The sequence below is a fragment of the Rhizobium sp. GCM10022189 genome (assembly GCF_042656325.1).
Taxonomy (GTDB): domain Bacteria; phylum Pseudomonadota; class Alphaproteobacteria; order Rhizobiales; family Rhizobiaceae; genus Rhizobium.
In genome coordinates this window covers 190658-213868 of the sequence record NZ_JBHSOR010000002.1, presented here as the reverse complement: position 1 = coordinate 213868, position 23211 = coordinate 190658, and the positions used below count along the sequence as shown (strand labels likewise).

Annotated in this window: 22 protein-coding genes and 1 tRNA gene; 11 read left to right on the top strand and 12 right to left on the bottom strand. The window is 62.9% G+C overall.

Features of this window, described 5'->3' with window-relative positions; translation table 11 throughout:
- Positions 1 to 152: 152 nt before the first annotated feature.
- Positions 153 to 821 (bottom strand): DUF2161 domain-containing phosphodiesterase, encoded by a 669-nt coding sequence (locus tag ACFPWW_RS01275; protein WP_112706189.1) that lies wholly within the window; start codon positions 819 to 821, stop codon positions 153 to 155.
- A gap of 188 nt (positions 822 to 1009) precedes the next feature.
- Between ACFPWW_RS01275 and ACFPWW_RS01270 the strand changes: the two genes are divergently transcribed.
- The gene (locus ACFPWW_RS01270) at positions 1010 to 1621 is read left to right on the top strand and encodes a TerC family protein (RefSeq protein ID WP_112567859.1); all 612 of its coding nucleotides are present in this window, start codon (positions 1010 to 1012) and stop codon (positions 1619 to 1621) included.
- Here ACFPWW_RS01270 and ACFPWW_RS01265 read toward each other — a convergent pair.
- Genes ACFPWW_RS01265 through metG form a run of 3 tightly spaced genes read right to left on the bottom strand, consistent with a single transcriptional unit; the run spans position 1618 to position 4775 of the window.
- A complete protein-coding gene (locus ACFPWW_RS01265) occupies positions 1618 to 2430 on the bottom strand; it encodes an MBL fold metallo-hydrolase (RefSeq protein ID WP_112706190.1) in 813 nt (270 codons plus the stop codon). The genes ACFPWW_RS01270 and ACFPWW_RS01265 overlap by 4 nt on opposite strands.
- 4 nt (positions 2431 to 2434) lie before the next feature.
- Positions 2435 to 3217 (bottom strand): TatD family hydrolase, encoded by a 783-nt coding sequence (locus ACFPWW_RS01260; protein ID WP_112754478.1) that lies wholly within the window; start codon positions 3215 to 3217, stop codon positions 2435 to 2437.
- Between the two features lie 4 nt (positions 3218 to 3221).
- Positions 3222 to 4775, bottom strand: coding sequence for a methionine--tRNA ligase (metG, locus tag ACFPWW_RS01255; RefSeq protein ID WP_112706192.1), 1554 nt, complete (start codon positions 4773 to 4775; stop codon positions 3222 to 3224).
- Positions 4776 to 5009: 234 nt separating this feature from the next.
- On the opposite strand from metG, the gene ACFPWW_RS01250 reads away from it, so the two are divergent.
- Positions 5010 to 5798 carry a sulfite exporter TauE/SafE family protein gene (locus ACFPWW_RS01250; RefSeq protein ID WP_377309979.1) on the top strand — a complete coding sequence of 263 codons (789 nt, stop codon included), beginning with the start codon at positions 5010 to 5012 and terminating at the stop codon, positions 5796 to 5798.
- Between the two features lie 36 nt (positions 5799 to 5834).
- Here ACFPWW_RS01250 and ACFPWW_RS01245 read toward each other — a convergent pair whose 3' ends face one another.
- The 4 genes from ACFPWW_RS01245 to ACFPWW_RS01230 all read right to left on the bottom strand — a co-directional run bounded on the left by ACFPWW_RS01245 (position 5835) and on the right by ACFPWW_RS01230 (position 10062).
- Positions 5835 to 6860 (bottom strand): DNA polymerase III subunit delta', encoded by a 1026-nt coding sequence (locus ACFPWW_RS01245; protein ID WP_112758015.1) that lies wholly within the window; start codon positions 6858 to 6860, stop codon positions 5835 to 5837.
- Positions 6853 to 7530, bottom strand: a complete 678-nt coding sequence (tmk, locus tag ACFPWW_RS01240) for a dTMP kinase (protein WP_112758013.1) — start codon at positions 7528 to 7530, stop codon at positions 6853 to 6855. The genes ACFPWW_RS01245 and tmk overlap by 8 nt, the downstream gene beginning before the upstream one ends.
- A 125-nt stretch (positions 7531 to 7655) precedes the next feature.
- Positions 7656 to 8849, bottom strand: a complete 1194-nt coding sequence (locus ACFPWW_RS01235) for a D-alanyl-D-alanine carboxypeptidase family protein (RefSeq protein WP_112567845.1) — start codon at positions 8847 to 8849, stop codon at positions 7656 to 7658.
- Positions 8850 to 8931: 82 nt separating this feature from the next.
- Complete coding sequence (locus ACFPWW_RS01230) at positions 8932 to 10062, bottom strand: septal ring lytic transglycosylase RlpA family protein (RefSeq protein WP_377309976.1); 1131 nt, start codon at positions 10060 to 10062, stop codon at positions 8932 to 8934.
- Between the two features lie 428 nt (positions 10063 to 10490).
- Here ACFPWW_RS01230 and ACFPWW_RS01225 point away from each other — a divergent pair, with 428 nt between their 5' ends.
- The 3 genes from ACFPWW_RS01225 (at position 10491) to ACFPWW_RS01215 (ending at position 13110) form a co-directional block, all read left to right on the top strand.
- Positions 10491 to 11471, top strand: coding sequence for a flagellin (locus ACFPWW_RS01225; RefSeq protein ID WP_112706196.1), 981 nt, complete (start codon positions 10491 to 10493; stop codon positions 11469 to 11471).
- Positions 11472 to 11682: 211 nt separating this feature from the next.
- Positions 11683 to 11772 (top strand) — tRNA-Ser (locus ACFPWW_RS01220).
- Between the two features lie 225 nt (positions 11773 to 11997).
- Positions 11998 to 13110, top strand: a complete 1113-nt coding sequence (locus ACFPWW_RS01215) for an NAD(P)/FAD-dependent oxidoreductase (protein WP_377309974.1) — start codon at positions 11998 to 12000, stop codon at positions 13108 to 13110.
- An 82-nt stretch (positions 13111 to 13192) separates the two neighbouring features.
- On the opposite strand, the gene ACFPWW_RS01210 is transcribed toward ACFPWW_RS01215, so the two are convergent.
- Positions 13193 to 14878 carry a flagellin gene (locus ACFPWW_RS01210; RefSeq protein ID WP_377309972.1) on the bottom strand — a complete coding sequence of 562 codons (1686 nt, stop codon included), beginning with the start codon at positions 14876 to 14878 and terminating at the stop codon, positions 13193 to 13195.
- Between the two features lie 360 nt (positions 14879 to 15238).
- Here ACFPWW_RS01210 and ACFPWW_RS01205 point away from each other — a divergent pair, with 360 nt between their 5' ends.
- A complete protein-coding gene (locus tag ACFPWW_RS01205; RefSeq protein WP_112567833.1) occupies positions 15239 to 15493 on the top strand; it encodes a GlsB/YeaQ/YmgE family stress response membrane protein in 255 nt (84 codons plus the stop codon).
- A gap of 66 nt (positions 15494 to 15559) precedes the next feature.
- Here ACFPWW_RS01205 and ACFPWW_RS01200 read toward each other — a convergent pair whose 3' ends face one another.
- Complete coding sequence (locus tag ACFPWW_RS01200; RefSeq protein WP_112568271.1) at positions 15560 to 15841, bottom strand: hypothetical protein; 282 nt, start codon at positions 15839 to 15841, stop codon at positions 15560 to 15562.
- 217 nt (positions 15842 to 16058) lie between these two features.
- Between ACFPWW_RS01200 and ACFPWW_RS01195 the strand changes: the two genes are divergently transcribed.
- From ACFPWW_RS01195 to glp, 5 genes are read left to right on the top strand one after another with little or no spacing between them, the layout of a single operon-like run.
- Positions 16059 to 17951, top strand: a complete 1893-nt coding sequence (locus tag ACFPWW_RS01195; RefSeq protein WP_377309969.1) for a SurA N-terminal domain-containing protein — start codon at positions 16059 to 16061, stop codon at positions 17949 to 17951.
- A gap of 13 nt (positions 17952 to 17964) precedes the next feature.
- Positions 17965 to 18981: an anthranilate phosphoribosyltransferase gene (gene trpD, locus ACFPWW_RS01190; protein ID WP_377309967.1), complete on the top strand. Its 1017-nt coding sequence runs from the start codon at positions 17965 to 17967 to the stop codon at positions 18979 to 18981.
- A 9-nt stretch (positions 18982 to 18990) separates the two neighbouring features.
- A complete protein-coding gene (gene trpC / locus ACFPWW_RS01185; RefSeq protein WP_112758005.1) occupies positions 18991 to 19803 on the top strand; it encodes an indole-3-glycerol phosphate synthase TrpC in 813 nt (270 codons plus the stop codon).
- A 1-nt stretch (position 19804) separates the two neighbouring features.
- Complete coding sequence (gene moaC, locus ACFPWW_RS01180; protein ID WP_112567825.1) at positions 19805 to 20302, top strand: cyclic pyranopterin monophosphate synthase MoaC; 498 nt, start codon at positions 19805 to 19807, stop codon at positions 20300 to 20302.
- Positions 20299 to 21522: a gephyrin-like molybdotransferase Glp gene (gene glp, locus ACFPWW_RS01175; RefSeq protein ID WP_377309965.1), complete on the top strand. Its 1224-nt coding sequence runs from the start codon at positions 20299 to 20301 to the stop codon at positions 21520 to 21522. The genes moaC and glp overlap by 4 nt, the downstream gene beginning before the upstream one ends.
- Here glp and ACFPWW_RS01170 read toward each other — a convergent pair.
- Complete coding sequence (locus ACFPWW_RS01170; protein WP_377309964.1) at positions 21491 to 22732, bottom strand: multidrug effflux MFS transporter; 1242 nt, start codon at positions 22730 to 22732, stop codon at positions 21491 to 21493. The two genes, glp and ACFPWW_RS01170, sit on opposite strands and share 32 nt — an antisense overlap.
- Positions 22729 to 23181 carry a MarR family winged helix-turn-helix transcriptional regulator gene (locus ACFPWW_RS01165; protein WP_377309963.1) on the bottom strand — a complete coding sequence of 151 codons (453 nt, stop codon included), beginning with the start codon at positions 23179 to 23181 and terminating at the stop codon, positions 22729 to 22731. The genes ACFPWW_RS01170 and ACFPWW_RS01165 overlap by 4 nt, the downstream gene beginning before the upstream one ends.
- Positions 23182 to 23211: the final 30 nt, after the last annotated feature.

Genomic DNA, 23211 nt, shown 5'->3' with positions numbered 1-23211 from the left:
TCGCAATCAGTCCCATCCGCTTGTCTCCCACGTCATCAAAACGTCAGGAGAGTGACATTCCAACTTTGCAGAAACAGGACATTCTAACTTTGCGGCTACATACGAAGATCGCATAAGATAGATTATGGAACTAAAACCTATACCGGATGGCTCTACTCGGCCGCCTGCATTTCCGGCTGCGGCCAGCGTTGCAGCGCTTCCCGCCCGGCATCCGTCAGCCCATAGATGCCTCTGTCGAGCCGCTCGAACCAGCCGTAGACATTGGATCGCAGGATCTTGGCTGCCTCCGGCACGCCGGTCCTGATGTCGCGTGTGCGCAGCGGTCCTGATGCCAGAGCTGCCGCGCAGCCGAGTGCCTGCTGGCGATATGCCGTCATGAGCGGCGTTCGCGTGCTGCCGCCGAGCGCCGGATCGCCGCGGCGTTTCTGGTGCTCGCGCATGAGCCGCGAACGCCGCTTCGGATTTGTCCGCGGCATCGGCGATACGGAGCCGACGATGACGCTGACGTCGCCGGCATCCGAGATTCCCAGCATGCCGATACCGAGCCTGCGGCAGAGGTCGCGGTAGCGCTTGTCGGCCTCGCGGCCCTTGCCCTTGGCCGAAATCCGCGCCGCAATCCAGACTTCGTCGGAAACGGCCGCGCGATCGACGGCCTGCAGGATGAGTTCGAGATTGAAGCTCATCTTCAGTTCGCAGACCACGACCACGGGCGGATCGTCGTCGCTCAAGCCCACGAGATCGCAGCCGCCGACTTCGCCCTTGACGACATAACCTGCCTTTTCGAGAAAGCCTTTGACGGGCAGATAGAGCGACGTTTCCATGGGCCTGCGGATCGAAGAAAAGAATCGTTCCATAATCTACATCGATCCGCCGATACGCGACACCGTATCGATCGCATCAGCCGGATACACGGCATGGCCGTGGATGGCCGTCAATGCATCCCTTCTCAGGTTGACGGAAAACCCTCAAGACGCTAGCACGCTCCAAGCGTATTTGGGGGTAATTCAATATGGACATTTTCACAGCAGCCGGTTTGACGGCTCTGCTGCAGGTCATTGCTATCGACCTCGTTCTCGCCGGCGACAATGCCGTCGTCATCGGCCTTGCTGCCGCCGGCCTGGAAGCCACACAGCGCCGCAAGGCAATCCTTGTCGGTATTCTCGCGGCTACGGTGCTCCGCATCCTGTTTGCTTCCGTCGCTGTCTATCTGCTGGCAATCGTCGGATTGCTGCTCGCCGGCGGCCTGTTGCTTCTCTGGGTCTGCTGGAAGATGTGGCGTGAGCTGCGCGCCGGCCATGGCGAAGAGCATGCGAGCGAAGCCGGCGCGTCAGCGCCGAGGAAGACCTTCTTTCAGGCCGCGACTCAGATCGTCATCGCCGACGTTTCCATGTCGCTCGACAACGTGCTGGCCGTTGCCGGCGCAGCCCGCGAACATCCGAGCGTGCTGGTCCTCGGCCTCGGCCTCTCCATCGCGCTGATGGGCATCGCTGCGAACCTCATCGCCCGGTTGCTCAACAAGCATCGCTGGATCGCCTATGTCGGCCTGCTGATCATCCTCTACGTTTCCCTGGAAATGATCTACCGCGGATACCTCGAGGTCACGCACTATATCGCCGCCTAGACTTCGACCTCAAAGCTCATCTGGTCGAACGCCGGCACCACATGGTCCGGCGTTTGCGCCATGACCACGTCATAGTCGAGCGGCGTATGCATGTGCGTCAGGATCGCCCGCCTGGGCTTGAGCCGCTCGATCCAGTCCAGCGACTGTTCCAGTGAAAGGTGGCTGGGATGGTAGGCATATTGCAGGGCGTCGATGATGAGCATGTCGAGATCCCGCAGCTTTTCCACCGTCTGCGGCGGAAAATCGCTGACATCGCTGCAATAGGCCACATTTCCGATACGAAAGCCGAGCGAATGAATGTCGCCGTGCTGCTGCAGATGCGGCATGAAGGTGATCGTTCCGCCCGGCCCGTGGATTTCGACGGGCTTTTCCAGGTCCTCTATCACGATCGGCAGCGCAATCGGCGGATAGTTGCTGCCCGGCGGCGTCTCCAGGCAATAGCCGAAGGCCTCCCGCAGCCGGCTCATGGTGAACTGGTCGGCAAAGATCGGCACGCGCCGGCGGGTATTGTGGAAATAGCCGCGCAGGTCGTCGATGCCGTGAATATGGTCGGCATGCGGATGGGTGTAGAGGACCGCATCCACATGATCGACCCCTGCCCTGATCATCTGCTCGCGAAAATCCGGACCCGTATCGATGACGACGGTCGTTGCCGCGCCATCCGCCGAAAACTGCTGCACCATGAAGGCTGAGCGTGTTCTCCTGTTCTTCGGATTGTCCGGATTGCAGGCACCCCAGTCACCGGTAATGCGCGGCACGCCGGGCGACGACGAACAGCCGAGAATGGTGAACCGCTGCCGCCGTATCACGCCGCTAGATCCTCGGCATTTTGGAAAACAGGCGGAAAGCGTTGTCGGTGGTGATCCGCGCGAGCTCCTCGTAAGCAAGGCCGGTCGTCTCGGCAAGAACCTCGGCCGTGTTCACCACATAGGATGGCTCGTTGCGCTTGCCGCGCCAGCGCTTGGGCGCGAGATAGGGCGCATCCGTTTCGACGAGCAGCCGGTCGTGCGGGATGGTCTTGGCGATCTCGCGCAGCTCTTCCGATTTCGGAAAGGTCAGGATGCCCGAAAAGGAGATGTAGCCGCCAAGCTCGACGCCGGTCCTTGCCAGTTCCGGACCGGCCGAGAAACAGTGCAGGATGAAGGGGAAGGCCCCCTTCCCCGTCTCCTCGGTCAGGATCGCAGCCATGTCGGCATCGGCGCTGCGGCTGTGGATGACGAGCGGAAGCTGCGTTTCCCGCGCCGCGGCGATATGGCGGCGAAAGCCGGTCTGCTGGTCCTCGGGCTTCTGCGTATCGTAGAAATAGTCGAGACCCGCCTCGCCGATCGCGACCACCTTCCGATGTTCATTGGCAAGCCGCACAAGGTCTTCCGTCTGGATATCCAGTTCGTCGGCCGCATTGTTCGGGTGCGTGCCGACCGAGCAGAAGACGGAAGGATATTTTTCGGTGATGGCAAGCAGCCCGTCGAGCTTGCGCACCCGGGTAGAGATCGTCACCATCTGTGCGACGCCGGCCGCATGGGCGCGCGCCACGATCTCGTCGCGCTCCGCCTCGAAATCGGCAAAATCCAGATGGCAATGCGTATCGACCAGCACGGCCTTAAGCCTCCACCGGGGCAACGTAACGCGGGAAGACCGGCGTCGGCGCTTCGAGCGCAGTTCCGGGCACCAGGCGGCCTGCTTCGCCGAGCGCTGCGAAGTCGCGCTTGTCCGCGGGCGCGGCCACGAGGTCGAGCAGCTTGCCCGCCGATTCCGGCATGAACGGCTGCAGCAGGATGGCGATCTGGCGCACGACTTCGGCGGTCACATAGAGCACCGTGCCCATGCGCGCCGGATCGGTCTTCTTCAATGCCCAGGGCTCCTGGCCGGCGAAATAGCGGTCGGTCTCCGAGACGACGGCGATGATGGAGGCGAGCGCGCGGTGGATGAGCTGCTTGCCCATGTCTTCGCGCGTCGAGGCATGCAGCGCGTCTGCCTGCGCCAGCATTGCCTTGTCCTCATCGGTCAGCGGCCCGCATTCCGGGATCTTGCCGTCGCAATTCTTGACGATCATCGACAGCGAGCGGCTGGCAAGGTTGCCGATGCCGTTGGCGAGATCGGAATTGATGCGTGTGCCGATCGCCTCCTCGCTATAGCTGCCGTCCTGGCCGAAGGAGACTTCGCGCAGGAAGAAGTAGCGCACCTGGTCGAGGCCGAAATGGTTCACGAGATTGACCGGATCGACGACGTTGCCGAGCGACTTCGACATCTTCTCGCCCTTGTTGAGCAGGAAGCCGTGGGCAAAGACGCGCTTGGGCAGCGGCAGCTTCGCCGACATCAGGAAGGCCGGCCAGTAGACGGCGTGAAAGCGGATGATGTCCTTGCCGATGATATGCACGTCGGCCGGCCAGTATTTCGCCCGCGGTCCGTTGCGGTCTTCGATATAGCCGGTGGCGGTGATGTAGTTGGTCAGCGCATCGACCCAGACATACATGACATGCGAGGGATCGTTCGGCACCTTGATGCCCCAGTCGAAAGTCGTGCGCGAAATCGACAGGTCTTTCAGGCCGGACTTGACGAAGGAGATCACCTCGTTGCGGCGCTCGGCCGGGCCGATGAAATCGGGGTTTTCTTCGTAGTGCTTCAGCAGCCGGTCCTGGTATTCGGAGAGCTTGAAGAAGTAGCTTGCCTCTTCCACCCATTCGACAGGCGTGCCTTGCGGGCCGTAGCGCACGCCGTCGGCGCGCAGCTCCGTTTCGTTTTCCTGGTAATAGGCCTCGTCGCGCACCGAATACCAGCCGGCATAGGAATCCTTGTAGATGTCGCCATTGTCGGCCATCAGGTTCCAGATGTTCTTCGAGGTCTCGTGGTGACGCGCCTGCGTGGTGCGGATGAAGTCGTCGTTCGAAGCGTTGAGCAGCGCTGCCATCGCCTGGAACTCGCCGGAATTGCGGTCGGCAAGCGCCTGCGGCGTGATGCCTTCGGCGCGCGCCGTCTGCTGCATCTTCTGGCCGTGTTCGTCCGTCCCCGTCAGGAAGAAGACATCCTTGCCGTCGAGACGCTGGTAGCGCGCCATGGCGTCGGTCGCGATCAGTTCGTAGGCATGGCCGATATGCGGCTTGCCGTTGGGATAGGAGATCGCAGTCGTGATGTAGAAGGGGGTCTTGTCTGTCATGGCGGCCAATTCCGGCTTACTCTATAAAAATCGTCAGCCGCTCTTAGCGCATGTCTCGGGTAAGCGAAACATCAAGTTTGGCAGCCGCCGACGATTTCGCGGACACTCAGTCGTGAACTTGACTCGCGTTCTGACGCAATCTACCCCTTGTGCCGCAACAGGGCGGGACAGAAGCGAAGTGCCATTTTTCTTGATCTGCAGTCGTCAGGGCCGCGCGCCGTCGGAGGCGCATATTTGACGTTCGAGCCTCTTTATTCCCTGTCCGGTCTCATGGTGGGAGCGCTGGTCGGCATTACCGGTGTCGGCGGCGGCTCGCTGATGACGCCCCTGCTCGTGCTTCTCTTCGGCGTGCATCCGGCAACCGCCGTCGGAACCGATCTTCTCTATGCGGCGATCACCAAGACGGCGGGCACCGCGGTTCACGGCATGCATGGGCGTGTCAACTGGAGGATCGTCGGCAGCCTTGCCGCCGGCAGCGTCCCGGCCGCCCTCCTCATGCTCTGGCTTATGGCCGGTGTCGATCGCAAGAGCATCGGTGTCACCAGCTCCATCACGACGGCACTCGGCTGGCTGCTGGTCATGACCGCGATCATGCTCGTTTTCCGCAGCCAGATCCTTGCATTCGCCCGCCGGGTGATCGGCGAGCGCATGCCGCCGAAGCCGGCGACCATCGCCTTCTTCACCGTCGTTCTCGGCATCGTTCTCGGCGTGCTCGTGACCCTGACATCGGTCGGTGCAGGCGCCATGGGCGTCACGATCCTGCTCGTGCTTTATCCGCGGCTCGACGTGCGCGAGATCGTCGGTTCCGATATCGTCCACGCCGTACCGCTCACCCTTGTCGGCGGCATGGGATACTGGTTCATCGGCGAGATCGACTGGGCAATGCTTTTGGCCCTGCTGGTCGGCTCCATTCCCGGAATCGTGCTTGGCAGCCTGCTTGCGCCGAAACTGCACGAGCGCACGATCCGCATCGTGCTGGCGGTCACGCTGACCATCGTCGCCTGGAAGCTGCTGGCCGGCTGACCGGGCAACCCAGGCGACCAGCATGTCGAGCACGCTTCAGGCGCGCGGCTGCTTGATGTCGGAGAGCACTTCCATGATCGTCTGCTTGCGATCGAGATTATAGGCGTCGGCGACGGTCAGCTTCCCGGTGATTTCGGAATAGAGCCGCGCCAGGCGCTCGGCCGCCGCGATCTGCCCCTCGCCGGCCGCGAGGCGCGCGCGGTTCATGATGTCGTCGCCGACATGGCTGACGAAGAAATCGAAGATCGTATCGGCTTCCTTGCCCGAAAGCGCATCCGCAAGCCTGTGCATGGCCTTGCGCGCCGCCGGCCCCTCGGACGACAGGACGTCGTTATAGGCCTGGATGATCTCGCCGCCGCCATAGTTCAACAGCTTCAGCGCCTCGCCGACGCTGCCCTTGGCGGCCGAAAGCAGGGCCTGCCCCTCCCCCTGGATGCCGAGATGCGAAAGGGCTGCGACCAGCGCGTTATCGTCAAGCGGCGAAAGTTTCAGCGGCAGGCAGCGCGAACGGATCGTCGGCAGCAGCTTTCCCGGCGCATGCGAGAGGACGAGGAACATCGCCCGTTTCGGCGGCTCCTCGAGGATCTTCAGGATGGCGTTGGCGGCATTGCGGTTCATGTCGTCGGCGGGGTCGATGACGACGATACGCCAGTTGCCGGTGCCGGACGTCTGCGAGAAGAATTTGCCGGCGCGGCGCACCTCGTCGATGGTAATCGCCGACTTGACCTTTCCGGTCTTCTCGTCGACCGGGCGGGCAAGATGCAGGAGATTGTGCGAGGCGCCCGAGGTGATCTGCCGGCTGACGGCAGAGGCCGGGTCCGGATCGGCAATGCGCTCCGGCGCGCTGGCGGGATCGGGATGCGACAGGATATGATTGGCGAAGCGGAAGGCGAGCGTCGCCTTGCCGATGCCCTCCGGGCCTTCGATCAGGATCGCATGATGGCCCTTGCCGGAGCGGTAGAACTGCGCCAGAAAATCCTCGGCCTCGTCATGGCCGAAGAGCTTCGTGTTCTCGGCCGGCCAGATGGCGCCGTCGAGCAGTCCGGGCCTTTCCTCACTCATGATGGGCCGCTTCCGGCATCCGCTCTGCGGCGGCCGGTTCCAGCAATTGCCTGACGATGGCGAGAATGTCGTCGGCAATCGCCTCTTCCGGCTGCGCGGCATTGACGACATGGCAGCGCTCCGGCTCGCGCGCAGCGATGTCGAGATAGGCCTCGCGCCGCTTCTCGTGCGTTTCGAGCGTTTCCTTCTCGAAACGGTCGGGGCCGCCGGTATTCCGCTTGATAACGCGTTCCAGCCCGAGCTTGGCGGGAATGTCGAGGATCAGCGTGCAATCGGGCACCACGCCGTTGATGGCGATGCGCTGCAGCGTCTCGATGAATTCCGGCTCCAGATTGCCGGTAACGCCCTGATAGACGCGCGAGGAATCCATGAACCGGTCGCAGAGCACGATCTTGCCCCTGGAAAGCGCCGGCCGGATGACCTCTTCCACATGGTCGTTGCGGGCGGCGGCAAAGAGGATCGCCTCCATGCGGGTCCCGAAGGCTTCCGCGGCACCCGAAAGCAGCACGTGGCGCACCGCCTCGGCGCCCGGTGAGCCGCCCGGCTCCCGGGTCAGCAGCACGTCATGGCCTTCGGCTCGAAGGGCCTCGGCGAGGCGGCGGATCTGCGTGGACTTGCCCGCACCCTCTCCGCCTTCAAACGTAACGAACAATCCTGTACCGGACGACAATGACACTTTCCCGCATTCTGAGCGCCGCGCTCATCCTCTATCTATCCGAAGATAGTGCGGAACGAAACCTTTTGCCGCGGCGACATATTCACCTTCCCCGGCAAATTGCGGCAACAATGTTCGGCTCAGCTCTGCTCGGACGTATCCCAGAGCCACGAGAAGAACAGCGATTCGCCAAGCTCGAGCAGCGCATCGACCGCGCGGCTGCTGAGCGAGCCGACTTCCACCGATTGCACCGTGTAGAGCGGCACTTCGCGCAGCATCCTGTTGCCGGATACGATGCGCAGCGTGCCGACTTCCGTGCCGGCCTTCACGGGCGCCGTCAGCGGCCAGTGATAGACGATCCGGGCGGCCAGCCGGTCCGGATTGTTGATCGGAACATAGACGCTGACCGGCGCCTTGGCGACGAGATCGACGGTGCGCGCCGTGCCGCCATAGACGCTTGCCGCGCCGATGACTTCCTTGTCGGCAAAGACCTGCCGGCTCTCGAAGGCCGTCAGCCCCCATTCCAGCACGCGCTTGGCCTCTTCCGTGCGCTCCTTGTCGGAGGCAATGCCTGCAAGCGCCACGAAGAGCCGCCGTCCGTCGCGCTGCACCGAGGCGACGATCGAATAGCCCTCCCCTTCCGTAAAGCCGGTCGCCAGGCCGTCCGCGCCGAGATCCATGCCGAGCAGCGGATTGCGGTTACGCTGGAAGATCTTGTTCCACTCAAAATCCGGCTGGGCGAAATAGGAATAGAGAGAGGGATAGGATGTCTGCAGATCGGCAGCGAGCGTCACCAGTTCCCTGGCCGTCACCTTGCTCTTGCCGTCGGGAAGGCCGGTGGAATTGCCGAAGACCGCTTTGTCCATGCCGAGATCGCGAGCGCGCCGCGTCATCGAGGCCGCGAACTGGTCTTCGCTGCCGGCCATGCCCTCGGCAAGGATGATGCAGCCGTCATTGGCGCCCTGGATCGCCACGCCCTTGATCAGGTCCTCGACGCGAACCCTCGATTTCAGTGCCGCAAACATCGTGGCCGCACGCGAAGGCGCGCCGCCTGTGCGCCAGGCATATTCGGAGACGGGATATTCGGTATCGAGCGAAATCTGCCCCTTGCTGACGGCATCGAAAACGAGATCCATCGTCATCAGCTTGGCAAGCGAGGCAGGCGCAAAAACCTGGTTCTCGTTCTTGGCGAGAAGCACCGTTCCGGTCGAGGCTTCGATCATGTAGGCCTGTGCGGCCTTGGTGACGAAACCGGCCTCGGTGCCTTCTGCGGCAAGGGCTGCGGAAGCGGGCAGGAGCAGGCATGCAAGGAGGCGAAGCAGCGGCTTCAACATCGCAATTCCCATTGATCGTGCGGATTGATTCAGGAGGGTAAAGCGAGCCGGAAGCCGATGCAATTACACTTTATTGTGCGATTTATCGCGCCTTCGCACTGCCGCCGTTCTGACGTTTGAAAGCGGCCAGGATGGATTCCTGCGTCAGCCCGTCATTGCGCACCATCACGGCGTCGAAGGCGAGCGGAACCTTCACCGTGACCGCCTCTTCCTGATAGTTCATGGCAAGCGAGGCGCCCTTCGACCAGCCGTTCGGCCGCTCGTAGGGAACGGGGCCGATGTCAGGCAGAACGACCATCTGTTCCATGGCCGGCGCGGCATTGTAGGCCGGCGGCGGGGTCAGGAAATGACCGCCGGCCGGCGCCTGCATCGGCACGGGCGCGAGAGCCGGAGCCGCATTATACTTCGCGCTCGGCGTATTGCCCGCATAGGCGGTCGAGGAGAATGGCACCGGCACGTTGGCGGGCGACGGATCGGCATAGTCGCCGAGGCTCTGGAGCTGGTCGCCGGTGATCTTCTTGCTGTTGGAGGCGACCATGACGCCGGTCGCAATCTGGCCCTCGCCCGGATAAATGCCCGGAATGCGGCTGCCCTTCGGAATATAGGAGGCCATCAGATAGGGCATGTCGTGGCCGTCGAGCGGCGCCTTGCCGACATATTGCACGCGCACCTTGCCGGTGCCGCTGTGCTGGAGGTCGAGCATCGAGGCAGTCTTGTTGGACAGGTCGATGATGCGGCCTTCGTGATAAGGCCCGCGATCGTTGACGCGCACGATGATGGACGAGCCGTTTTCGATATTGGTCACGCGCGCATAGCTCGGCAGCGGAAAGGTCGGATGCGCGGCTGAAAGGTGCATCTGGTCGTAGACTTCGCCATTCGCCGTCAGGCGGCCGTGAAAGGCAGAGCCATACCAGGAAGCGATACCCACCTTGTTATAGGAATAGTCTTCCTTGGGGTAATACATCTTGCCCTTCACCACATAGGGATCGCCCACCATGTAGCGGCCGCCGCCCTTGGGGATATTGTTGCCGGTGGCAACGCGCGGGCTGGCTTTGACGCCATATTCGCTTTCGGAGAAATATTCCTTGCCGTGGGATTTCTTCTTGGGAACCGCCTGTGTCGTGCCGCAGGCCGCCACAGTTGCGCACATGGCCGATACCGCCAGCCACCGTGCCGCCGTTGCGAAAGACGCCGCCCCGTAATTCAGTTTCATATGCCCCACGCCGTCAAAGACTAATATGGTTAAGGAACTCGTTTTTAAATGAGTTGGAGTTGCCTTATGCCCTGCCTGCCTAACGAGACTTTAATCTTGTGGATATCGTGGCGAATTTGCGAACGATTTCGCGGCGATAGGTCGAATTCTAACGCTTATGGTTAATGTTTGGTTGATTTTAACCTGTGCGGGAACGAGATGGCGGCGGTTTTACTGCGCGACCCCGACGCTTTCTTTAGCGACAGCCTGTTCGGCGCGCCGCCGCCATACTGTCCCGCAACGGGGCATTTCCTCCTGTCTTTATAAATAGTTGCGTAAGGCAGGTAACGTCCCGTTAAGGATGCCGCGGAAATGATTGCGTTCTGTCAAGATGCATGACGCGTCGATTCCAGAGGATGAGAAGCCTCAGTTTCCGATCAAGGCGCCGCATGACATCGATCAATACGAATACATCCGCAATCGCCGCTCTGCAGAGCCTCAGGTCCGTCAACGCAAGCCTGCAGACGACCGAGCGGCATGTCTCGACCGGTTTGCGTGTCGAGAAGGCAGCGGACAACGCCGCCTACTGGTCCGTCGCAACGACGATGCGCTCCGACAACAAGGCGATATCAGCCGTTCAGGATGCGCTCGGCATGAGCAGCGCGGTAGTCGATACCGCCTATACCGCGGTTTCCTCCTCCATCAACGTCATGTCCGAGATCAAGTCGAAGATCGTCGCGGCCCATGAAAAGGGCGTCGACAAGACCAAGATCGACGAGGAACTCACCCAGCTCAAGCAGCAGCTGAGATCGACGATCGAATCCGCATCCTTCAACGGCGAAAGCTGGCTGGTCTGGGATACGGGCGACGACTCCAAGGACAAGCAGATCGTCAGCTCTTTCGTGCGCGACGGCAATGGCGGCGTGCAGCTGGCGATGATGACCTATCCCATCAATACGCCGCCGCCGCTCACGGATACGAACGTCCAGTATTTCGTCGATAACGGCGGTTCCGGCGAATACGGAATTCTCTCCAGCGGGGCCTTCGCATTCCAGGCCGGTGCGGCCAAGAACTATATCCTGCTGAAGGGAGCGACCGTACCGGCCTCCTCCGTCGAGATCACCCTCGACAATTCCACGACGACGGCGGAGCTGGAGGATATGCTGAAGACCGTGGAAAGCATGACGAAACAGATGATTGCCGTCGGCGCGACGCTCGGTTCGCTCAGCAAGCGCATCGACATGCAGGCATCCTTCGCCAGGGATCTGAGCGAATCCATAGACAGCGGCATCGGCCGGCTGGTCGACGCCAATATGGAAGAGGAATCCTCCCGCCTCAGCGCCGCCCAGACCCGGCAGCAGCTCGCCGTGCAGTCGCTGTCGATCGCCAACAGCGCACCGCGCAACATCCTCAACCTCTTCCAGGGCTGAAGATCTCAAGCGGCAGCCGAGGCCGGCGCCAGCCGCAACGCCGGGCGATCGGGGCAGTTTATCCGCTCAATTGCCGTTCGACACGTCGGAGCACGTTGACGCTGGAGGGCGAACCGCTATAAAGCCTGCCGAACCGCGATTTGTTGGTCGAGGCAGGCAGTCTTCGTCAAGAACGGACTCCTTCCGGCAATGACCAGCCAGATCAATCGATGGAAGAGTGTCCGAGTGGTTTAAGGAACCGGTCTTGAAAACCGGCGTGCGGGAAACCGTACCGTGGGTTCGAATCCCACCTCTTCCGCCATAAACTCCTGAAAAAATGCGTGTTCTCACCGTTGGCGGACCGGATCTGCATCGGCTAATCCGATGGAATCAGTTCAGGCTGTTCTCGCCGAATCCTGTTTCGTTACCGCTCGGATTTGAGCTAGGCTCGGCCGACGATACCGAGAGCCGGATTGCGTTGTCGGGGCGGGCTGAAATTCGACCGGAGAGGCCCCTCCCCGCAGCCGGACGACGAGAGGGGACTTGCATGGCGGAGGTACTGGACCTCGACTGCGTCGTCGTGGGCGGTGGGGTCGTGGGGCTTGCGGTGGCGCGCGAACTTGCCATGGGCGGCCGCGAGGTGGTTCTTCTCGAAGCGGAGCCGACGACCGGCAGCGTCACGTCGGCCCGCAACAGCGAGGTCATCCATGCCGGGCTCTACTATGCCACCGGCAGTTTGAAGGCAGAGCTGTGCGTGGCCGGAAAGCACAGGCTCTACGACTATTGCCGGCTGCGAAACGTCCCGCACAGGAATTGCGGCAAGCTTGTCGTTGCCGCAAGCGAGGCCGAGCTTGGCTACCTCGAAAAGCTTTCCCGGCAGGCTCGCGCAAATGGCGTGGAAGACTGCTATCTCATCGATGCGGCGGAACTGACCCGCAGGGAGCCCCAGATCCGAGGCTTTGCAGCGCTCGTCTCTCCTTCGACGGGTCTCATCGACAGTCACGGCCTGATGCAGGCTTACACGGCCGATATCGAGGCCAATGGCGGAGCCGTCGTCTGCAATTCTCCCGTTGTCGAAGGCGAATTGGTTGCGGACAGGATTCGCCTCTCCGTCGGCGGCCGCGATCCGGCCATAATCGAAGCGCGGCTTGTGGTAAATGCCGCCGGTCTGAACGCATGGGCGCTGTCCGGGAGCCTGCTGGGCCTGAATGCGGGCACGATCCCGCCCCGTCACTATGCCAAGGGATGCTATTTCGCGCTGACGGGCCGCGCGCCCGCGACGCAGCTGATCTACCCGGTTCCCGAACCCGGCGGCCTCGGCGTGCACCTGACACTCGATCTTGCGGGCCAGGCGCGTTTCGGTCCCGACGTGGAATGGGTGGAGGCGATCGATTATGACGTCGATCCGATCCGCGCCGACAAATTCTATTCCGCAATCCGCCGCTACTGGCCCAATCTGGCGGACGGCGCGCTGCAGCCTGCCTATGCAGGCATCCGTCCGAAAATCGCCGGGCCGGACGCCGGCGGCGGCGGTGATTTCGTGATCCAGGGGCCGCAACAGACGGGTCATCCCGCCTATCTGGCGCTCTACGGAATAGAAAGCCCTGGCCTCACCGCCTCGCTCGCCATAGCGCAGAAGGTGGCGCAGCTTGCCGCATAAGACAGCGCGTTCTTCCAGACCTGCCGGATTGGCGACGATTGAACGGGATGTGTGACTTCGGCTCGGATGAGGCCGGGCCGTCCTACTGGAACAGCGTGAGCACGTTCTGCGGCGCGCCATTGGCGATCCACAGCGATTGCTGGGCGAGCTGCTGCTGGGTCTGCAGGGCCGTCAGCCGCGAGGATTCCTCTTCCATGTCGGCATCGACAAGCCGCCCGATGCCGCTTGCGACGGAATCCTGCAGGGTATCGACGAAATCGTCCTGCATGTTGAGGCGCTTGCCGATATCGCCCAGATAGCTCGCGGCCCGGATGACCTTCTGATCCATCATGTCGATGCCGCCGATGTAGTTCTGCAGGTCGTTGGCGGGGTTTGTGATATCGATGCCGGTAATGTCGAAATTGGGGGCAAAGCCGATATTGTCGCTGACGGCGAATAGATGAATAGCCGATCGGGTTGCCCCCTTGTCGGGATAGAGCGCCGGATCCGCCTGAAGGACGATGTCGGCGCCTGCCGCGGCAACCTGCACGCCGCTTCCGGCAAGCACGGCGCTCAGCACGCGCGCATAGTCGCCGGCGGTATTGATCTTCCCGTCACTGGTGCCGAGGACGCTATCGACGAGGTTTCTGTCGATGGTCACGTTTTTCACAGGCCCGTTGTTGGTCTGCACGCTGAAGGAAAACTTGACGTCGCGATGAACGAAGAAGGGACCGGCAAATGTGAACGGATAGCTCGCGACCGTACCGTCCTGCCGTTGGGCCGGCGGAGCGCCGAGCCCGAAATTATAGCCGCCGGCAACCGTCGAATTCACGTTCGAAACGACCATGCTCGATTGGCTGGCGCCCGGAATTTCGCCGCTGGTGAAGATGAGTTCCCCCGCGGAGGCAACGACGCTGCCCGGCGACCAGCTCATGTTGGACATGGCCGCGCGGATGACCGCGGCAAGATCGTCGGCGGTGTTGATCATGCCGTTGCTCGTGCCCAGCGTGGAGTCGATCGTGTTCTTGTCGATCGTGACCCTGCGTGTCTCCGCACCGTCGACCGTGAGATCGAAGGTCATGCTGTCCGTCGCCGTGAAGGCGGCGGTGCTTGGGTCGGGCAGGAAATTCGGGCCGAAGAACCAGAAGAGGCTGAAGCCCCTCTGGCCGTTTCCGACAAAGTCGGCATTTCTCAATCCGCCGATAAGGCCAAGCGATTTCTCGTCGGCCTGCAGCAGCCCTCCCCCGGTCGAGTTGAAAAGCGTCAGCTGCGTCAGGTCGACATCGGTCGTCCCGACGCCGACGCTGCCGTCGGCCCCGCGAAGGAGGGCGGAAACGATGCTCTTGTCATATCTGCTCATCGCATCGAGGCCGGAAATATCGGTGTTCAGCCAGTTCTCGCCGGAGAAGGAGGCTGACCCGGCCGTGGCCACAAGCCTGCCGCTCAGCGCATCGAGCTCCTCCTGGATCTTCGTCCTGTCAGCGCTCTTTTCGGTTGCCGCAATCAGTTTGGCTTTCATGTCGCCGATAATGTCGACGATCGAGGCGAGAGCCGACGAACTCGTATCGACCAGCGCCTCGCCGAGACCCAGCGCCTCGGACACTGCCGAAAGGCTTCTATTGTCCATGCGCATCGTGGTTGCGACAGACCAATAGGCCGCATTGTCGGACGCCTTCGCGATGCGCAGGCCGCTCGAAACTCTGTTCTGCGTCGAGTAGAGATCCGCCGTCACGGACCGGAGGGTTTGTAACGCCGCAATGCTGGAGTAATTGGTGTTGATAGAAGACATATGCGGCCTGAAATACGAGAAACAGCAAGGTCGATGAATCGATCTTCTTGAGACTTTGTTAGCCATGAATTGACGTCAGGTTAGGTTAATCCTGCGTAAAGGGAGGCGCGAAATCTCGGATTGTTTTTACCGTTGCCTGTACTTTTATTGGTCTTTCTTGCGCCCGCGCATTTTCATCGAAAGACACTCTTTCCGTGCCGCCGCGAAAGGGTTTGTCGCCTGATATTGCGGATCGCCGCTCGCGCCTTTGCCGCACCCGTCATCCTGCCTCTCCCCCGACATCGCTAAGTCGCTGCCCTGGCGGAACTTTTTTCGGTTGCGCGCGTTTAATCCCTCGTTTTTCCCAGGAGGGAGCTTGCCATGGAAAACGAAGGTGTAGGTTGGATTGCAGCCATCATTATCGGCGGTTTCGCCGGATGGCTGGCGGAGAAGTTCATGCACAGCAATATGGGCGTGTTCATGAACATAATACTTGGCATCATAGGCGCGATCGTCGCCAACTGGATTCTCGCTATCCTCAATATCCAGCCGTTGACCGGCTGGCTCGGATACCTGATCACGGGTTTTGTCGGGGCATGTATCCTGATCGCGCTCGGACGCCTCGTCCGCCGCTGACCTGACACGGAAAAGATTGTCGGCAAAGACTGAAAGGCCGGGCGCCACGCGTCCGGCTTTTTTCGTCTACCGGCGGCTGAGAAGGCCGAAGAGATAGGCGACACCCGCCGTAATGGCGATCGCCGTCAATGGCTCTTCACGCACTTTGTCGCGCACGCGCTCGGTCATGACGGAGGCTTCGTCGGCCACTGCGGTCCTGGCGCCCTGCCCGAGCGCGATCACGCTCTCCGAAAGGCGGGCCAGGTCCTCGCGCAGCGCAGCAACCTGCGCGGACAGATCTTCGGCGGCAACTTCCGCCTTGACGCGCGCAGCGGTGGATTCGGCGGAAGCGGTTTTCAGTTCGGCCATGGTCTGCTCCTGTTTGATGGAATGCCGCTTCAACGACATGAAGGCTGGAAAGGTTCCGCAATCCGGCATCTTTTGTCTCCCGCGCAGGCCTCGCGAAGGCGTGTGCGGACCCTGCAAGCTTTTCGTGCGACAAGCCTTCATTTCCGCGCAGCTTTGTTTTATGGAACGACGAATGTCTGCCCTTCCGGGCCAATGATAATGCGAGGTTTGCGTTTCCATGTTCCATCTTCTGAGAAGAGCCGCTCAGACCTGGGTTGCCAAGCTGCTCCTGCTCCTGCTCGTCGCCTCCTTCGGCATCTGGGGCGTGTCGCGCGAGCTGATAAGCGGCGGCAGCAGCACGACGGTCGTCACCGTCGGCGACCAGCATGTGGACGTCAATGAATTCCGCCTCGCCTACCAGCGCCAGGTTGCTCAGATCGGCCAGCAGTTCGGCACGCGCCTGACGCCGGAACAGGCCCGTGCCTGGGGCGTTGAACGGCAGGTGCTCGCCCAGCTTCTGGCCGGCGCCTCGCTGGACCAGCTTGCCGACGATATGGGGCTCGGTCTTTCGGAAGACCGCCTTGCCCAGCTGATCGGTGACGATCCGGCCTTCAAGGCCCTCAACGGCCAGTTCGACCGCTCGCTCTTCACCTCGCGCCTGCGCAATGCCGGCATCCGGGAAGACGACTATATCAAGGATCGCAGCAAGCAGGCCGTGCGCAGCCAGATCATCGAAGCCGTCGCCAACGGCTTCCAGGCGCCGGCGACGCTCGTCAACGCCCTGAAACTCTACGGCAACGAGAGCCGCAGCGTCGATTACCTGCTGCTGACCAACGCCAATATCGAGCCGATCAAGGCGCCGGCCGACGATGTGCTCTCCAAGTGGTTCGAAGACGCCAAGCAGCGCTATCGCGCGCCGGAATACCGCAAGATCGCCTATCTCAAGCTTCAGCCCGACGATATTGCCGATCCGGCGACCGTCACCGACGACCAGATCAAGGAAGCTTTCGACAAGGCCAAGGCGGCCTATACGACGCCGGAAAGCCGCACGCTGGAACAGCTCACCTTCGCCAGCAAGGATCTCGCCAATGCGGCTGAAACCGCGCTGAAGACGGGCACGAGCTTCGACCAGCTCGTCACCGACCAGGGCAAGACCGCAGGCGACGTGCTGCTCGGCGAATTCACCAAGGACAAGGTTCCGGACCAGGCCGTGGCCGACGCCGCCTTCGCCGTGAAGACGGACGGGGGCACCACGGCTGTCGTCGACGGTACCTTCGGCCCGGTCATCCTGCGCGTGACCAACATCAAGCCGGAAACGACCAAGAGCTTCGACGAGGTGAAGGAAGAGCTCCGCAAGCAGCTTTCGCTCGCCAATGCCTCGCAGGAAGTCATCAACGTGCATGACCGGATCGAGGACATGCGCGCCGGCGGCACCTCCCTTGAAGAAATCGCCAGCCAGCTCAAGCTGAAGGCCGTCGTCATCGACGCCGTCGACATGACGGGCGCCGACAAGGACGGCAACCCGGTCAAGGATATCCCGGCCCAGCAGCAGCTTCTGCCGGAGGCCTTCAAAACCGATGTCGGCGCCGATGCCACGGCCATCGCCGTCGGCAATGACGGTTATGTCTGGTTCGACGTGCGCGACGTCATGCCGGAGCGTGAACGTCCGCTTGCCGAAGTGCGTGACAAGGCGGTTCAGGACTGGACGGCCGAGCAGCAGAAGGCCGAGCTTGCCAAGAAGGCGGACGAGCTGAAGGCCGAGGCGCAGAAGGGCACCTCGCTTGCCGATATCGCCGCGCCGCTTGGCATCGCCGTCGAAACCAAGAGCGGCTTTACCCGCTCGACCGACGATCCCGTTCTCGGTCGCACCGGTATCAACGCCGCCTTCTCCGGCCCCCTCGACACCGTCGCGGCGGCTGTCGGCGCCGATCCGAGCACGCAGATCCTGCTCAAGGTGACAGAGGTCAACGCCGAGCCGACGACCGATGCCTTGAACAACCGCGACCAGCAGATCGCCACCATTGCAAATCAGGCCGGTGATGACATTCTGGATCAGATGGTCAACCTGTTGCAGAGCCAGTATGGCGTAACGGTGAACCAGAACCTCGCCGAACAGGCGACCGTCCGCTAGGGGGAAGCGACGCATGACCGATCTGAAGCCGCTTCTGGCCAAGGCAGCAAGCCGCGAGCCCCTGACCCGTGACGAGGCCCGCCAGGCCTTCGATATCCTGATGTCCGGCCAGGCAACGCCTTCGCAGATCGGCGGCTTCCTGATGGCCCTGCGCGTCCGCGGCGAGACGGTCGACGAGATCGTCGGCGCCGTTACCACGATGCGCTCCAAGATGCTGCGGGTTGTGGCGCCCGCCGACGCGATCGATATCGTCGGCACCGGCGGCGATGCCAGCGGCACCTACAACATCTCGACGCTGGCGGCGCTGATCGTCGCCGGCACGGGTGTTCCGGTCGCCAAGCACGGCAACCGGGCGCTGAGTTCGAAATCCGGCGCCGCCGACAGCCTTGCCGCACTTGGCGTCAACCTCGAAGTCACCCCGGACATGATCTCGCGCTGCATTGCCGAGGCCGGCGTCGGCTTCATGTTCGCGCAGCAGCATCATTCGGCCATGCGCCATGTCGGCGCGACGCGTGTCGAGCTCGGCACGCGCACGATCTTCAACCTGCTTGGCCCGCTCTCCAATCCGGCCGGCGTCAAGCGCCAGCTTCTCGGCGTCTTCGCCCCCCAATGGGTCGTGCCACTTGCCGAGGTCATGCGCGATCTCGGCTCCGAAAGCGTGTGGGTCGTGCATGGCGACGGTCTCGACGAGATCACCACGACCGGCAAGACCAGCGTCGCAGCGCTCGAGAACGGCCAGATCCGCACTTTCGAACTGTCCCCGGCCGATTTCGGCGTCGCCCCCTGCGTGCTCGCCGACATCAAGGGCGGCGACGGCGCCGTCAACGCGGCCGCGCTCCGCGAAGTGCTTGCCGGCGCCAGGAACGCTTACCGCGATATCGCGCTCGCAAATGCCGCCGCCTCGCTCGTCATTGCCGGCAAGGCCGAGACGATCCGTGACGGCATGAAGCTCGCAACGCAATCGCTGGACAGCGGCGCGACAGCCGCCGCACTCGACAAACTCGTCGCCGTTTCCAACGATATCGACTAGGATCGTCTCATGACCGATATCCTGAAGAAGATCGAAGCCTACAAGCGTGAGGAAATCGCTGCCGCCAAGGCAAGGACCCCGCTTGCGGATCTGAAGGCCATGCAGGCCGGCCAGTCGGCGCCGCGCGGCTTCCGCAAGGCGCTCGTCGCCAAGCGCGACGCCGGCGAGATCGGCCTCATCGCCGAGATCAAGAAGGCAAGCCCCTCCAAGGGCCTGATCCGCCCGGATTTCGATCCGCCTGTTCTCGCCAGGGCATACGAGGCCGGTGGCGCGGCCTGCCTTTCGGTGCTGACCGATACGCCGAGCTTCCAGGGGGCGCCGGAATTCCTGACGGCAGCGCGTGCCGCCTGCGCCCTGCCCGCTCTGCGCAAGGATTTCATGTTCGAGACCTATCAGGTCCACGAGGCCCGTGCCTGGGGCGCCGACTGCATCCTGCTCATCATGGCCTCGCTGAGCGACGACGATGCCGAACGTCTGCAGGACGAAGCTTTCTCGCTCGGCATGGACGTGCTGGTCGAAGTTCACGACGCGCCGGAAATGGAGCGGGCACTCAAGCTTTCCTCGCCGCTCGTCGGCATCAACAACCGCAACCTGCGCACTTTCGAGGTCAGCCTGACGGTCAGCGAGACGCTGGCGGCCATGGTTCCGGCAGACAGGCTGCTGGTCGGCGAAAGCGGCATCTTCACCAACGGGGATTGCAAGCGCCTGCAGGCCGCCGGCATCAACACCTTCCTCGTCGGCGAAAGCCTGATGCGCAAGGACGACGTGGCGGCCGCCACCCGCGCGCTGCTCTTTGGCGAAGCCGCCATTGCGGCCGAATGACATGAGCGGCGAAAAGCCCGGCCTTACCCATATCGATGCCGCCGGCGAGGCGCATATGGTCGATGTCTCCGACAAGGCCGAGACCGTGCGCATCGCCACCGCCGAGGGCCATGTGAAGATGGCGCCGGAAACGCTGGCACTGATCCGTGAAGGCAATGCGAAAAAGGGCGATGTCATCGGCACCGCCCGCCTTGCCGGCATCATGGCCGCCAAGCGCACCGCCGATCTCATTCCGCTCTGCCATCCGCTGATGCTGACGAAGGTCACGGTGGAGATCGGGGAAGACGCCGCCCTGCCCGGCCTGCGCGTCACCGCGACCGCCAAGCTCACCGGCAAGACCGGTGTGGAAATGGAAGCGCTGACCGCCGTCTCCGTCGCGTGCCTGACGATCTACGACATGGCCAAGGCCGCCGACAAGGCAATGGAGATCGGCGGCGTCCGCCTGCTCGAAAAATCCGGCGGCAAGTCGGGCGATTTCCGCCATCCGGAGGCAAGATGAACCTTCTACCGGTCGCCGAGGCTCTGAGCCGGCTGCTCTCCAGCGCAAGGCCCGTTACCATGTCGGAAAGGCTGCCGCTGGCAGCCGCCGAAGGCCGCGTCCTGGCCGCCGATCTGACGGCCGGCCTCACGCAGCCGCCCTTCAACGCATCGGCCATGGACGGCTATGCCCTGCGCCGTGAAGACGCGCCGGAGCCGGGCGCCGTGCTCAAGATCATCGGCACCTCGTCTGCCGGCCACGGTTTTGCCGGAAGCGTCGGCCAGGGCGAGGCTGTGCGTATCTTCACCGGCGCGCCCGTTCCGTCAGGCGCCGACAGCGTCCTGCTGCAGGAAGACGCGGAAAAGATCGAAGGCGGCATCAGGACGAATTTCCCGGTGCGGCAGAGCCAGCATGTGCGCCCGCGCGGCCAGGATTTCACCGAGGGCGAAGTCGTGCTGCCGGCCGGTACCGTGCTCGATTTCTCGCGGCTGACGGTGGCTGCCGGCATGAACCGGCCCGAGGTCGAGGTGCTGGCCCGCCCGCGGATTGCCATCCTCGCGACAGGCGACGAACTGCTGGCGCCGGGAAGCACGCCCGGCCCGTCGCAGATCATCGCCTCCAATACGTTCGGCGTTGCGGCCCTTGCCCGCAGGGCCGGCGCCGATGTGCTCGATCTCGGCATCGTGGCCGATGACAAGGCGCAGATATCGGCGGCAATCGACAGGGCGCGCAGCGCGAGCGTCGATGTGATCGTCACGCTGGGCGGCGCCTCGGTCGGCGACCATGATCTGGTGCAGGCGACGCTGATCGAGGCAGGCATGCAGCTCGATTTCTGGCGCATCGCCATGCGCCCCGGCAAACCGCTGATGGTCGGCAGCTTCGGCAAGACACATGTGCTCGGCCTGCCCGGCAATCCGGTCTCCAGCCTCGTCTGCTCGCTGCTCTTCCTTGAGCCGCTGATCCGCAAGCTTGCCTCGCTGCCGCCGGTCCGGCGCGAGGTCATGGCGGAAGCCGGCGTCGCATTGCGCGCCAACGACCACAGGCAGGATTACGTGCGCGCCAGGCTTTCGAAATCGACAACCGGCGGCTGGCTGGCCGAACCCTTCGACAAGCAGGATTCGTCGATGATGAAAACGTTCGCCTATTCGGACTGCCTCATCGTCCGTCCGCCGCATGCGCCGGAACTGCCGGCGGGGGCCGCCTGCCCGGTCATGCTTCTGCGGCCAGATCTGCTCGCCTGACCTTTCCTGACGTGACGGCAATCCAGAAGCAGATCTGCGCGAGCACGCTCGCGCCGAGAATGACGGTCGCTGCCGCAAGGCCCGGATCGCCGCCGATGCCCGAGAGCGCGCTGCAGACGGCTCCAACTGCCATCTGCGTCGATCCGTAAAGACCGGAAGCCGAACCCGTGACCTTCGGATTGACGCTGACGGCCAGCGTCAGTGCGTTTGGCGAGGCAACGCCGGCGCCGATCGTATAGACCATGATCGAGCTCATCATCGGCAGCAGCGTCAAATGGTCCGTTGCCGCCAAGCCGAAAAAGACCAGCGCGGCGCCGATGCTGACGAGATTGGAAATCACCATCAGCCGCTTCATCGCAAACCGGCCGATCAGCCGCGTGGCGATCATGCTTCCGATCCAGTAGCCGAAGATCAGCAGCGCCAGACAGAGACCGACTTCGGTTGCGGGGCGGCCGAGTTCGTTGATGACGATGAAGGGCGCGGATGCCGTAAACGCATACATGGACGTCGTCGCACAGCCGCCGCCGATGGCGTAACCGACAAAGGAGCGCGAGGCGAGCAGGCCGAGATAATCGCGGCTGAGCGACGTCACCGAAGCCTCGGCGTTGCGCGTGCCGGTCTCCGGCACCTTGCGCCATGTCAGCAGCAGGTTGACGATGCCGAGCATGCAGAGCGCCACGAAGATCGAACGCCATCCGAGCGTGGCCGCAAGCGCCCCGCCGGCGATCGGTGCAAGGCCCGGCCCGACCGTGACCATGAGGTTCATGATCGCAAGCCGCTTGGCCGTTTCGTCGGGGCTTGACGTGTCGCGCACGATGGCCCGCGCAATGACCAGGCCGGCGCAGCCGCCGAAAGCCTGAAAGAGCCTTGCCGCGATCAGCGCTTGCACGCCGGGCGAGACCAGCGCCGCAACGCCTGCCATCGTATAGAGCACGAGCCCGCTCATCAGCACCGGCCGGCGGCCGTAGCGGTCCGATAGCGGGCCGTAGACGAGCTGGCCCACCGCAAGGCCGAAGATATAGAGGCTGACGGTCAGCTGCATCTCGCCGATCGAAGCGCCGAGATCGGCTGCCGCCGCAGGCAGGGCCGGCACGAAAATATGCATGGCGAGCGTGCCGCTGAAGGTGATGAGCCCGAGCAGCCAGATCGGTATGTGAAGCTTTGCGCCAGGCGGCCGGGCTTCAATCATCGGGCCGGGATGCGAATTCACTGTTCTGGCTCCTCGAGCTGTCGGGCAAGCACGTCGCTGATGTGGCTGAGCACGCGCCATGTGGTTTCGATGTCTTCGCGCGGGAGAAGGGCAAGCGCTTCCTCGCGGATGCCCTGCGCCACGCGTTCGACCGCCTCCACGGTCCTGCTGCCCTCCTGCGTCAGCAGGATTTCTTTCGCGCGCCTGTCCTCGCCTTCCCGCCGCTCGACCAGCCCCGCCTTTTCCAGATTGTCGAGCAGCCGCACGACCGAGGAATTGTCGAGCGAGAGCGAGGCCGCCAGCTCCTTCTGGTGCATCGGGGTCGGCGATCGGGCGATGCGCAGCAGCGGCAGCCATGTCGCCTCCGTCAGCCCGAAAGGCTGCAGGCGCTGGTTTGCGACCCGGCGCCAGTAGCGCGCGGTCTGGGAGACGAGGCTCCCGAATGAGGTTGTGATCGTATCGTCGGTCATGGGAATATCGATGGGATAGCAATAGATGAC